This window comes from Mycobacterium sp. (assembly GCF_035499775.1).
In the GTDB taxonomy this organism is placed as follows: Bacteria; Actinomycetota; Actinomycetes; order Mycobacteriales; family Mycobacteriaceae; genus Mycobacterium.
Genome location: NZ_DATJYB010000426.1, coordinates 1 through 12,237, shown reverse-complemented (window position 1 = coordinate 12,237; position 12,237 = coordinate 1). Strand labels below are relative to the sequence as shown.

The following is a 12,237-nucleotide window of genomic DNA, read 5'->3' as shown; positions in this document are numbered from 1 at the left end:
TGCGGTGCGCTGGCGTCGTACAGCGCGTCGAAACCGGTGCGATCGTCGGCGGCTCCGATGGTGGCCACGGTGCTGAACTCGGAGATCGGCGCCGAATCCCAGCCCACGATCACCTGGTAGCGCTCCGACGAGCCGTCGGTGTAGGCGACGTCGACCAGAACCAGGTCAAGATTGTCACGCAGCGGGACGACCACCGCCGGCTCGGCAGTCCTGAGCTCACGACTCCGACCGGCATACCAGCGTTGCTGTGGAAGCCACTCCGACCATGGCAGCTTGGCCGCCAGTTGGGCTGGCAAAATCATCGATGCTCCTCAGACTCACGCAGCTGGAACCAGTAGAACCCGTGTCCCGGCAGCGTGAGCAGATAGGGCAGGTGGCCGATATGCGGGAAATTCACCTGCCCGGTCAGTTCGACCGGCGTGTAGTCGTTCCAATGCTGGAGGTTCAGTTCGATCGGCTGGGGAAACCGGGACAGGTTGTTGACGCAGAGCACCGTGTCACCGTTGTCACCCGGTGCTTGACGCACGAAAGCCAAAACCGACGGGTTGGATCCGCCCAGTTCCTGGAACGCCCCCACGGAAAACGCCTCGTGCCGGCGGCGCACCGCGAGCATCATGCGGGTGAAGTTGAGCAGCGATGTGGAAGTGTCTCGCTGGGCCTCGACGTTGACGGCCTGGTAGCCGTAGACCGGATCCTGGCTGGGTGGCAGATACAGCCGGCCGGGGTTGGCGGTGGAGAAGCCGGCGTTGCGGTCCGGCGTCCACTGCATCGGGGTTCGCACCCCGTCGCGATCACCCAGCCAGATGACGTCGCCCATGCCGATCTCATCGCCGTAGTAGAGCACCGGTGAACCGGGCAGCGACAGCAGCAACGCCGTGAACAACTCGATCTGGTTGCGGTCGTTGTCCAGCAGCGGCGCCAGGCGACGACGGATTCCGACGTTCGCCTTCATCCGCGGATCCTTGGCGTACTCGGAATACATGTAGTCGCGCTCTTCGTCGCTGACCATTTCCAACGTCAACTCGTCGTGGTTGCGCAGAAAAATGCCCCACTGTGCCAGGTCCGGGATCTGCGGGGTCTGCGCGAGGATCTCCGAGATCGGAAAACGCGACTCGCGGCGAACCGCCATGAAGATGCGCGGCATCAGAGGGAAGTGAAACGCCATGTGGCATTCGTCGCCGCCGGTGGTGGCGTCGCCGAAGTACTCGACGACGTCGGCGGGCCACTGATTGGCCTCGGCCAGCAGCACCCGGCCGGGGAATTCGTCGTCGACGACCTTGCGGACCCGCTTGAGGAATGCGTGCGTCTCGGGCAGGTTCTCGCAGTTGGTGTCCTCACGCTCGAAGAGATAGGGCACCGCGTCCAGCCGAAAACCGTCGATACCCAGGCCCAGCCAGAACCGAAGAACATCGATCATCGCTTCTTGCACGGCCGGGTTGTCGTAGTTCAGGTCGGGCTGGTGCGAGAAGAACCGATGCCAGTAAAACTGGCGACGCACCGGATCGAAGGTCCAGTTCGATTCTTCGGTGTCGACGAAGATGATCCGGGCATCGGTGTATCTCTCGCTGGTGTCGCTCCAGACATAGAAGTCGCCGTAGGGTCCGTCGGGGTCGTGACGAGACTCCTGAAACCACGGGTGCGACTCCGAAGTGTGGTTCATCACCAGGTCCGTGATGACCCGGATCCCCCGCTCGTGCGCCGCGTCGAGCAGCGCGACGAAATCATCCACCGTCCCGAACTCGGGCAGCACCTTGTAGAAGTCCCGGATGTCGTAGCCGCCGTCACGCAGCGGTGAGTCGTAGAACGGGGGCAGCCAGATGCAGTCGATGCCCAACCACTGCAGGTAGTCCAGGCGTCCGATCAGGCCACGCAGGTCACCCGACCCGTCGGCGTTGGCATCACGGAAAGCCCGGACCAGAACCTCGTAGAACACCGCGTGTTTGAACCAGGTCGGATCGGCCGGCAGGGCGGCGGCGTTCTCGAAATCCTCGGCATCCGGGTGCTCGACCACACCGCCTTCGACGTGACTGCCTTCCCCTGAGTGATGGGAATGGTGCTCGACAACCTCGACAGCGCGGTCTGCGTCGTTCATCAATTCCACGATGCCACGTGTACCCGAGGCACGGCTTCGGGAATCACCCGGAAGGGAATTGCGTGCGGCCACAAACGAATTGGCCCGGCGGGCAGTATACGCGACGTCAGGCCGGAGGGCCGTCGACCAACGTGACGTTCGCGGTGCGGGTGTCGCCCGACCTGGTGCGAATGGTCATCAGGATGGTGTCCCCCGGGTGATGCGGGACCAGCACATCCGTCATCGCGGTGGCCGAATTGATGGGGACACCGTCGACCTGGATGATGACGTCGCCAACGGAGATCCCGGCGGCCGCGGCGGGGCCGCTGCCGACCACACGTTCGACCCGCGCGCCGCCACCACCGTCCACAACGCCCAGGCCAAGGAAGGCCGTCGGACCGATGTGCACGGTGTTCGAGCCGGCGCCGCTCCGGATGGCGCCGGCCACCCCCATCGCCTGGCCGATCGGAATGGCGAAGCCCTGCCCGCCCGACATCTTGTAACTCTCGGTAGCGGCGGTGTTCATGCCGACGACCTGCCCACCCTGGTTCACCAGGGGGCCACCCGAGTCGCCGGGCTTGATCGCGGCATCGACCTGGATCAACCCGCGCAGGTTCTCGGTGGCGCCGGTCAGGGTGTCGGTCGCCGAGACGCTCTGGTTGACCGCGACCACGCGGCCGGACACCGCGGTGGGCGCTCCACCCCCGCCGCCGGCGTTGCCCAGCGCGGTGAGATGCTCTCCGACGCTGACCCCGCCGCCGATTGCGGCGGCGGGCAGGCCGCCGGCGCCGCGTAGCTGCAGCACCGCGACATCCTGGGTGCGGTCGTAGCCGACCACGTCGACGCCGTAGGTCCGGCCGTCGCCGATGCTGAAGGCGTTGATGTCGGTGGCGCCCGAGATGACGTGGTTATTGGTCAGCACGACGCCATTGGGATCGATGACGATGCCCGTTCCGGCTCCGATGGCGTTGTTGTAGCCGAACCTGGTGCTGATGTTGACTACCTGCGGCCCGACGGTGGCCGCGGGGTCGAGCGGTAGCGCGGGCCGCTCGCCGAACCGGCCGAGCACCAGTGTCGATGACCCTGGGGGCCCAGGAGGCCCAGCGTGGACCTGCGGCGTGACCAGGCCCAACCCCAGTCCGATCGCGGCCAGCACGCTGACCAGCCATGACCACCTGAGGGGGCGGTGGTGCGCTTTGCTCATCCCGTAACCTCCTGCATTGGGGGAAGAACCAAAATTGTCCCAGCCTTTGGGTCTGGGCTAGCCGGCTTTGTTCAGATCACCGTAGTCCAGGTAGCCACATCGCGGGATGCCAACCTGGCGGGCTCAGCTGACCGCGCTGGGATGGGTGAGATGCTGACTGACATCTCCGACCATGTCGATGAGCGTGAGGTCCCGGTAGCAGAACCGCCACTGGCCGTCGACGCGTTCGAATAGGTCGTGATAGCGGCCGGTGACGATGGTCTGCAGCGGAAGCGTGTCGGTCCGCTGTAGCACCGTGTAGTAGCTGCGGCAGTTGGCGGTGCCGGCGTCCTCGTCGACCTCGATGATGGGATTGCTCACCACATGTTTGGTTCGGGGCGTCCCGTCCGGATAGAGCATGATCAGCGACTGCCAAATCCCCAGCAGGCGGGCGGCATCGACGGTGTCATGGCTGGGATCGGGCCCGCCGACCTTGATCCGGGCATGCTCGAAGAGCGCGGCGGCCCCGGGCAGGTCGCCGGCGTCGATGCATTCGGCGTACCGATAGAGGAGGTTGGCGATCTGGGTCTCGGCCTGCATGAAGTTAAGTTAGCGCCCGCGGGGCACCGAGTACTCCGGTGTTGCGCAGTCCGGTGGGCCATTCCGCACGGAAGTAGGGGGTCCCGGTACCGGGCTCCCCTACCTCGGTGGATGTGGTGCTACGCGCGGGCTTGGTTGGAGAACTGCGGGCAGTAGTCCTGCGCCGCAAAACGGACCATGGCTTTACTCTGCTTTTCGGTAAAGCCCTGGCCGGCCATCGCCTTCGTCAGCTGGGCTCCGGTAGCCCCTGCCGACAGTGCGTTGCAGATCGCGTGGCCGGCTTGGCCTGCTTTGTCAGGCGGGAAGTTGACGCCCACGCCCTTCATCTGGGCCACGTAGGTGTCGTCGACGCCGTTGGCAGACGCGATGCCGGCGGTAGCAACGGTAAGCGCGATGGCGGCGGCGCCGAGCGCGGTGGTGACTGCTGCGAGGATGCGGTGCGTGAACATGTGAAGTTCCTTGCGTGTGAGGGGGAGGGGATCGGGCTTTTGCCCGATCAAGACAGGGTCAAGCCGGTCCCTATACGGATCCTCAACAACTTCTTGATAACCGACCCGGGTAGCTGCGGCGGACACGCTATTAAGCTGCTTCGGTGAGCGAGTTCGACTCGGCGGTCAGGTTCGCCCAGTCCCCGGTGGCGCGACTGGCCACGGTGACATCCGAAGGTGTACCGCACCTGGTTCCGGTGGTGTTCGCGGTCGACCAAGACCTCATCTACACCGCTGTGGACGCGAAGCCGAAGACGACGCAGCGACTGCGCCGGCTGGCCAACATCGAGGCCAATCCACAGGTCAGCCTGATCGTCGACCACTACGCCGAGGACTGGACGCAGTTGTGGTGGGTCCGGGCCGACGGTGTCGCCACGATCCATTCCGGCGACCAGGCGATGCACACCGGCTACCGGCTGTTGCGCGCCAAATATCCTCAGTACCAATCGGTTTCGTTGAACGGACCGGTCATCGCGGTCGCCGTGCGCCGCTGGTCCAGCTGGCACGCCTGAGCACGCGGCAATGCTGCCCGGTCGGCTGAACGCTATGGAGTCCTACCAAAAGTAGGATAAAGAACGTGCTAAGGACTAGGTGTCGGTGACAGTGGATCAGGGAGTGCTGGCCGCGGCCGACTCTGATGCGAAAGCGGCCGGTCTGAACCGATCGGAAATGATCGAGCAGGCGCTGCGCAACGAACACCTGCGAATCACCCTGACGAACTACACCGAAAAGACCGTCCCAGCGCTCGACATCGGTGCCTACGCGCGGCGGGTCTACGACGCGAACCGCGCCGCCGGGCTGTGATCCGCCCGGGCGACATCGCACCTCGGCGCGACAGCGATCACGAGTTATATGTCACGGTGCTATCCAACGACATCCATCTGGCCGCTGACACAGGGCGGGTGATCACTTGCCCCTTTATCCCAGGCCAAATTCCCGACACCACAATGGCGATGATCGTCGCAACGGCGAAGCCGGACGGCGTCGTGCTCCCCGAGCTCATTCAGTAGCTGCCACGGGTGGCCCCGGATGAGCCGATCGGCAACATTGGTGCCGCGGCCATCCGGGAAGTAACGGCGATGGTGACCGCCCTCGTCTCCTGATCCGGGAGGCGTCAGAAGCGGCTCGGCCTGGTGATTGAGGTGACCACGAACACGGAGGGCGTCACCGCGAGCCTGCTACCCAAACCAGGCCCGACCCGGTCTGTGCGCAATGTGCGAGGTTCTCGCCACTCGCGAGCCTGACATCGCCCAGCGTGCTGCACGGTTGACCGACCGTCGCAGGTCCCCTGCTGATCCACAGCTGGGCCTGCATGTCGCACCACAAGGCGCCGCCTGCCGAGGTGCCGGGTGCGGAGCACGGGTCCCCCGGCTGCGGAGCCGCGTTCGCGGAGGGTACGGCGGCAAAGCCGGCCAGCGCGGCGAAGGCGCCGGCGATGGCGAGGAATCGGCAAATGGACATGAATGACCTCCCCCAGGTAGCGATGACAGCGGGAAGAAGCATGACATACGCAGCTACCAGGACGAGACGCCTTACAGGCGATACGCATCCCTGGACCCTTGTGTTGGGCGGCTGTTGGGGGAAAAGTTGCTTACTGCCTCCTGTGGGCTGGGACACACCTCACTGCCCGCTCGCGGGGCGAGCGCAGCTACCCGGAGAACTGGAGGACAGCCATGGCGGACAGAGCGAGTGCTTCCCAGGGGGCGGGTGCCGCCCCCACTGCGGACGGACCCAACGCCGTCCGCAACGTGGTTCTGGTGGGGCCGTCGGGCGGTGGTAAAACCACCCTCGTCGAAGCCTTGCTCGTCGCGGCCGGTGTCTTGAACCGGGCGGGTTCGGTCACCGAGGGCAACACCGTCTGCGACTTCGACGACGCCGAGATCCGGCAACAGCGCTCGGTCGGCCTCGCGGTCGCCTCGCTGTCACACAACGACATCAAGATCAACCTCGTCGACACCCCCGGATACGCCGATTTCGTCGGCGAACTGCGGGCCGGGTTGCGGGCCGCCGATTGCGCTCTGTTCGTCATCGCGGCCAACGAAGGCGTCGACGAGCCGACCAAATCCCTGTGGCAGGAGTGCAGCCAGGTCGGCATGCCCCGCGCAGTGGTGATCACCAAGCTCGACCACGCCCGGGCGAACTACGCGGAAGCTCTGGACGCGGCCCAAAACGCGTTCGGCGACAAGGTTTTACCCCTCTACCTGCCGACCGCTAGCGGTCTGATCGGATTGCTGTCGCAGACCAGGTACACGTACTCGGACGGTAAGCGGACCCTGGGTCCCCCCGACTCGGCGGACGAGGATCGCATCGAGGAGGCGCGCGGCACCCTGATCGAAGGAATCATCGAGGAGTCCGAAGACGAGTCCCTGATGGACCGCTATCTCGGCGGCGAGTCGATCGACGAGTCGGTGCTCATCGAGGATCTGGAGAGAGCCGTCGCGCGCGGCTCGTTCTTCCCGGTGATCCCGGTGTGCAGCGGCACCGGCATCGGCACCCTGGAACTGCTCGAGGTCGCCACCCGCGGATTTCCGTCCCCGATGGAACACCCACTGCCGGAGGTATTTACGCCGGCGGGCGCTCCGCATGCCGAGCTCGCCTGTGACGCCAGCGCGCCGCTGCTGGCCGAGGTGGTGAAGACGACGTCAGACCCCTACGTCGGCAGGGTCAGCCTGGTCCGGGTGTTCTCCGGGACCATCAAACCCGACGCGACGGTGCACGTGTCGGGCCATTTCGCCTCGTTTTTCGGGGAATCCAACGGCTCCGGCACCAGCCACCCCGACCATGACGAAGACGAACGTATCGGGGTCCTGTCCTTCCCCCTCGGCAAGCAGCAGCGCCCCGCGCCGGCCGTGGTGGCCGGGGACATCTGTGCGATCGGCAAGCTGAGCCGGGCCGAAACCGGTGACACGCTCTCCGACAAGGCCGAGCCGCTCGTGCTGAGGCCCTGGACCATGCCCGAGCCGCTGCTGCCGGTCGCCATTCAGGCCCACGCCAAGGCCGACGAGGACAAGTTGTCGGTCGGCTTGGGCCGGTTGGCCGCTGAAGATCCGACACTGCGGATCGAGCAGAATCAGGAGACGCACCAGATAGTGCTGTGGTGCATGGGCGAGGCCCACGTCGGGGTGGTGCTCGACGCGCTGGCCAACCGTTACGGCGTAACCGTGGACACGGTGGAGCTGCGCGTGCCGCTGCGAGAAACCTTCGCCGGCAAGGCGAAAGGGCATGGTCGCCACATCAAGCAGTCCGGCGGACACGGTCAGTACGGGGTGTGCGACATCGAGGTGGAACCGCTGCCGGAGGGCTCCGGGTTCGAATTCGTCGACAAGGTGGTCGGCGGGTCGGTGCCGCGCAATTACATCCCCAGCGTGGAGAAGGGTGTCCGTGCGCAGATGGAAAAGGGAGTGCACGCCGGTTACCCGGTGGTCGACCTGCGCGTCACCTTGTTCGACGGGAAGGCCCACAGCGTGGACTCGTCGGACTTCGCGTTTCAAGCGGCGGGTGCGCTGGCCTTGCGTGAGGCGGCTTCGGCGACGAAGGTGATGCTGCTCGAGCCGATCGACGAGATCTCGGTGCTCGTGCCCGACGACTACGTCGGCGCGGTGATGGGCGACCTGTCCGGTCGGCGCGGCCGCGTGCTCGGCACCGAGGCCGCCGGTCACGAACGCACGGTGGTCAAAGCCGAAGTGCCTCAGGTCGAATTGACCAGGTATGCAATCGATTTGCGCTCACTGGCGCACGGAGCCGCTTCGTTCACCCGTGCGTTCGCCCGCTACGAGCCGATGCCGGAATCCGCGGCCGCCAAGGTGAAGACGACGGCATGAGCATCGAGCGGCGCTGAAGCCCAGCAGCATGTCGACGATCAACGGCCTTCCCGCCCACATACTGCTCAACCACTTCGTCGTCGTGCTGGGTCCGCTCACCGCGATCCTGGCGATCGTCTGCGCGCTGTGGCCGGCCGCGCGGCGACGGCTGATCTGGCTGGTGCTGGTGTTGGCGGCGGCCACCCTCGTGCTGACCCCGCTGACCGCCAGCTCGGGTGAGTGGCTGATCGGGAAGGCCAGACACGTCTCGCCCGTGCTCGACACCCACGCGAATCTGGGTTCGACGCTGATCTACATGGTGGCCGCGCTGGTGGCCGCCTTGGCGCTGCTGACCGCCGTGCACATTCGCCAGGCGCGCGGACGCGCCGTGAAAATCGGTTTGCACGCCACGGTTTCGGTTCTGGTGATCGTGGCCGCGATCACCGTGCTGTTGCAGACCTACCGCATCGGCGAATCCGGCGCACGAGCCGTTTGGGGAAACCAGGCTTCACGCCCCGCCGCCGAACTGCTCGGCCACGGCGCGGCGGTCGAGTGAGCCCTTCGCGGTGTGCGGCAGTGCCTTGACCTCGCGGAAGCTGGCGGGCACCTCGAAGGCTGCCAGCCGCTCCCGGCAGAACACCGCGAGCTCCGCCGGCGTCGGTGCGGGCGACACCCGGGGAACAAGCACCGCGGCCACCGTCTCGCCGTACATCTTGTCCGGCACCCCGAACACGGCCACTTCCAGCACATTCGGGTGAGTGGCCAGCACGCCCTCGACGCGCTCGGGGGAGATCTTCTCACCGCCGCGGTTGATGAGTTCCTTGATCCGGCCGCGGATGGTCAGATCGCCGGCCATCGACAGTGATCCCAAATCACCTGTGCGCAGCCAGCCCTCGGTGAAGTTGGCGGCGGTGATCGCCGGGTCGCCGAGGTAGCCGCGCACCACGCTGGGCCCGCGCAGCCAGACCTCTCCGACCGCACCCGTGGGCAGCGGCCGCCCGTCGGGCCCAGCGATGCGGACCTCCGGCCCGGTCGACCGGCCGACCAGACCGGTTGTCCCGGCGGGGCTTTCGCTTTGATCAGTGCCGGTCGTGCTCACCTGGTGGGTGGCCTCGGTCATGCCGAAGGCACACACCACCGGCGCCGAAAACTCCTCTTGGAGCGCCTGCGCCGTCTCCGGAGTGAGCGGCGCGCTGCAACTGCGGATGAAGCGCAGCGATGCTCGCCTGGGCGACGAGTCAGTCTTGGCCCGCTCCAACAGGATCTGGTGAATCGTGGGCACCGCCGTGTACCAGGTGGCTCCGACTGCCGCGATGTCATCCCAGAACGTGTGCGCCGAGAACCGCCCGCGAGCCGGCAGCAACACCGTTCCGCCCGATGCCAGGCTCGACAGCAGCGCGGCGATCAGCCCGTGCCCGTGGTACAGCGGCATCACGGCAACGGTCGCGTCCTGCGGGCCGAGCCGGTACCCGGCGATGACGGCCCGGACTGAGCTGGCGATGTTGCCGTGGGTCCACGGAACCATCTTCGGCACGCCCGTCGTCCCGCCGGTGAACATAATCATCGCGTCGTCGTGCCGCAGCCCGGCGGGCGCCGACGTCACCGCGTTGGCCACCGTCGCCGCGTCCAGGTGAACGGACAGGCCGACGTCGCGGGGGTTGTCGGGGTCCCGGGGGTTGTCGGGTGTCACCGAGACCCGCCACCACCGCAGTTCCGGTTCGCGCCGGTCGCCCGGCACGTCACCGTCGACCAGCACCACCCGCACGCCCGCCGCCTCGGACCGGACGCGCTGCTCGCTGACGGGCAGGGCCGGGTCCAGCGGGACGACGATCAGGTCCGCCCGCGACGCCGCCAACAGGCTGACGACGAATTCGGCGTTGCTGCCGGCGCGCAGAGCGATCCGATCACCCGGCAGCAGGCCATGCCGCTTGAGCTGGCCGGCCAGATTGTCCACCAGACGGACCAACTCGCGGTAGCTCACCGCTATCCGATCGGGGGTGACGACCAGCGCCGAAGCCTCCGGCAGCCGGGTGGCCGCGACCTCGATCAGGTCGGCTATGCGCGGGCTGGGCATTCCGTTGGTCACCTCCGCCTGGGATGGCATGGCCGGAACGTCGCTCCGGGTGATCGTGTGCAATGTCTGCGATGTCACCGTCCCTGCTCCTTAACTACTCGATGTGAAAAGCACTGTTATCAACACCATGCCGGGCGACATGTCCGCAGGTCTAATACCCATTCGCTCACGATTGATAACCGGCTCTTATTAAACAGCCGTCAGTAGCTCCGACCTGCACCGATGCCTGCTTGATAGACGGCGTTGATCGCTGGATAGCGGCCTCGTCTTGGACACGAGAACGCACCCGGACAAAAGTGATGGCGAAGACGCGAACACCACCAGCAATGAGGAGTCGTGCGATGACCACAAATTCAGCAGCCCCCGGCGGAGCGGCGGCGTTGACCGACGGCTTCCACCTCGTCGTGGACGCCCTCAAGGCCAACGACGTGCAGACCATCTACGGGGTGGTCGGTATCCCGATCACCGACCTGGCCCGTGTTGCGCAGGCATCCGGCATCCGCTACATCGGTTTCCGGCACGAGACTTCGGCCGGAAACGCCGCTGCCGCGGCCGGATTCCTCACCCGCCGCCCAGGCGTGTGCCTGACGACCTCCGGGCCCGGCTTTCTCAACGGACTTCCCGCACTTGCCAACGCCACCGCGAACTGCTTCCCGATGGTGCAGATCTCCGGATCCAGCCAGCGACCGCTGGTGGATCTGCAGCGCGGTGACTACCAGGATCTCGACCAACTCAACGCCGCAAGGCCTTTCGCCAAGGCGGCCTATCGGATCGGCCGCGTCGAGGACATCGGGATCGGTGTGGCACGGGCCATTCGCACCGCGATCTCCGGCCGGCCCGGCGGCGTCTACCTCGACATCCCGGGTGAGGTGCTGGGCCACGCGATGGATGCCGCCGCGGCTGCGGACACCATCTGGCGCCTCGTCGATCCGGCTCCCCGCCAACTGCCGGCACCGGATGCGGTCGAGCGCGCCCTGGACGTGCTCGCCCAGGCACGGCGACCGCTGATCGTGCTGGGCAAGGGCGCGGCGTATGCGCAGGCCGACGGCGTGATTCGGGAGTTCGTGGAAGCCACCGGAATTCCGTTTCTGCCGATGTCGATGGCCAAGGGATTGCTGCCGGACTCACACCCGCAGTCCGCGGCCGCGGCGCGCTCGCTTGCGATAGCCCGGGCCGACGCGGTCTTGCTGGTCGGCGCCAGGCTCAACTGGCTGCTCGGCCACGGCGAATCGCCGCAGTGGGCTGCCGATACCAAGTTCATCCAAATCGATATCGCACCTTCGGAATTCGACAGCAACCGCCCGATCGCTGCGCCGCTGGCCGGCGACATCGGTTCGGTGATGTCAGCGCTGCTCGACGGTGTGGCCGCGCGTCCCGTCGGCGCTCCGCCGGAATGGATCGACGAACTCGCCGAGCGCAAGGCGACCAACGACGCCAAGATGCGGCAGCGGCTGACCGAGGATCCACACCCGATGCGGTTCTACAACGCGCTCGGCGCTATTCGCTCAGTGCTGCAAGCTAATCCGGACGCCTATCTGGTGAACGAAGGTGCCAATGCGCTCGACCTCGCCCGCAACGTCATCGACATGGAGGTGCCGCGGCACCGTCTCGACACGGGGACCTGGGGAGTGATGGGCATCGGCATGGGCTACGCCATCGCCGCCGCGGTCGAGACCGGCAAGCCGGTTGTCGCGATCGAGGGCGACAGCGCATTTGGCTTCAGCGGCATGGAAATCGAGACGATCTGCCGCTACCGGCTGCCGGTGACGGTCGTCATCCTCAACAACGGTGGCGTCTACCGCGGCGACGAATCGGTCTCTGGAACCGACCCGGCGCCGACCGTCCTGAACGCGCAGGCGCGACACGAGCTGATCGCAGAGGCGTTTGGCGGCAAGGGATATCACGTCACCACACCTGCCGAAGTGCGGTCGGCACTTGCTGCGGCAATCGCGTCGAACGGGCCGTCGATCATCGACTGCGTACTCGACCCGGCCGCCGGCGTGGAAAGCGGTCACCTGGCG

Annotated in this window: 11 protein-coding genes and 1 pseudogene; 6 read left to right on the top strand and 6 right to left on the bottom strand. The window is 66.4% G+C overall.

Annotated features, from left to right (window positions below; genetic code table 11):
* The 5 genes from VML93_RS26445 to VML93_RS26425 all read right to left on the bottom strand — a co-directional run.
* Nucleotides 1-302 (bottom strand): maltokinase N-terminal cap-like domain-containing protein (locus VML93_RS26445; RefSeq protein WP_414686449.1); only part of this gene is annotated, 302 nt, incomplete at its 3' end.
* Nucleotides 299-2,092, bottom strand: coding sequence for a maltose alpha-D-glucosyltransferase (gene treS / locus VML93_RS26440; protein WP_325615224.1), 1,794 nt, complete (start codon nt 2,090-2,092; stop codon nt 299-301). The genes VML93_RS26445 and treS, both read right to left, overlap by 4 nt.
* A gap of 106 nt (nt 2,093-2,198) precedes the next feature.
* Nucleotides 2,199-3,275: a S1C family serine protease gene (locus VML93_RS26435; protein ID WP_325615223.1), complete on the bottom strand. Its 1,077-nt coding sequence runs from the start codon at nt 3,273-3,275 to the stop codon at nt 2,199-2,201.
* 123 nt (nt 3,276-3,398) lie between these two features.
* The gene (locus tag VML93_RS26430; RefSeq protein WP_325615222.1) at nt 3,399-3,854 is read right to left on the bottom strand and encodes a nuclear transport factor 2 family protein; all 456 of its coding nucleotides are present in this window, start codon (nt 3,852-3,854) and stop codon (nt 3,399-3,401) included.
* A 119-nt stretch (nt 3,855-3,973) separates the two neighbouring features.
* On the bottom strand, nt 3,974-4,303 hold the full coding sequence (locus VML93_RS26425; protein ID WP_325615221.1) for a DUF732 domain-containing protein: 330 nt from the start codon (nt 4,301-4,303) through the stop codon (nt 3,974-3,976).
* Nucleotides 4,304-4,446: 143 nt separating this feature from the next.
* Here VML93_RS26425 and VML93_RS26420 point away from each other — a divergent pair, with 143 nt between their 5' ends.
* The 5 genes and pseudogenes from VML93_RS26420 to VML93_RS26400 all read left to right on the top strand — a co-directional run bounded on the left by VML93_RS26420 (nt 4,447) and on the right by VML93_RS26400 (nt 8,698).
* Nucleotides 4,447-4,854: a TIGR03668 family PPOX class F420-dependent oxidoreductase gene (locus VML93_RS26420; protein ID WP_325615220.1), complete on the top strand. Its 408-nt coding sequence runs from the start codon at nt 4,447-4,449 to the stop codon at nt 4,852-4,854.
* A gap of 79 nt (nt 4,855-4,933) precedes the next feature.
* Complete coding sequence (locus VML93_RS26415) at nt 4,934-5,146, top strand: ribbon-helix-helix protein, CopG family (protein ID WP_325615219.1); 213 nt, start codon at nt 4,934-4,936, stop codon at nt 5,144-5,146.
* Nucleotides 5,143-5,445: pseudogene (locus VML93_RS26410) on the top strand (toxin). The gene VML93_RS26415 and the pseudogene VML93_RS26410 overlap by 4 nt, the downstream one beginning before the upstream one ends.
* Before the next feature lie 570 nt (nt 5,446-6,015).
* A complete protein-coding gene (locus VML93_RS26405) occupies nt 6,016-8,163 on the top strand; it encodes an elongation factor G-like protein EF-G2 (protein ID WP_325615218.1) in 2,148 nt (715 codons plus the stop codon).
* Between the two features lie 28 nt (nt 8,164-8,191).
* Nucleotides 8,192-8,698 carry a DUF2231 domain-containing protein gene (locus VML93_RS26400; RefSeq protein ID WP_325615217.1) on the top strand — a complete coding sequence of 169 codons (507 nt, stop codon included), beginning with the start codon at nt 8,192-8,194 and terminating at the stop codon, nt 8,696-8,698.
* Here the strand turns inward: VML93_RS26400 and VML93_RS26395 are convergent.
* Nucleotides 8,651-10,216: a FadD7 family fatty acid--CoA ligase gene (locus VML93_RS26395; RefSeq protein WP_325615225.1), complete on the bottom strand. Its 1,566-nt coding sequence runs from the start codon at nt 10,214-10,216 to the stop codon at nt 8,651-8,653. The two genes, VML93_RS26400 and VML93_RS26395, sit on opposite strands and share 48 nt — an antisense overlap.
* A gap of 341 nt (nt 10,217-10,557) precedes the next feature.
* Between VML93_RS26395 and oxc the strand changes: the two genes are divergently transcribed.
* Nucleotides 10,558-12,237, top strand: a 1,680-nt coding sequence (gene oxc / locus VML93_RS26390) for an oxalyl-CoA decarboxylase (RefSeq protein WP_325615216.1), incomplete at its 3' end; no start/stop codon positions are given.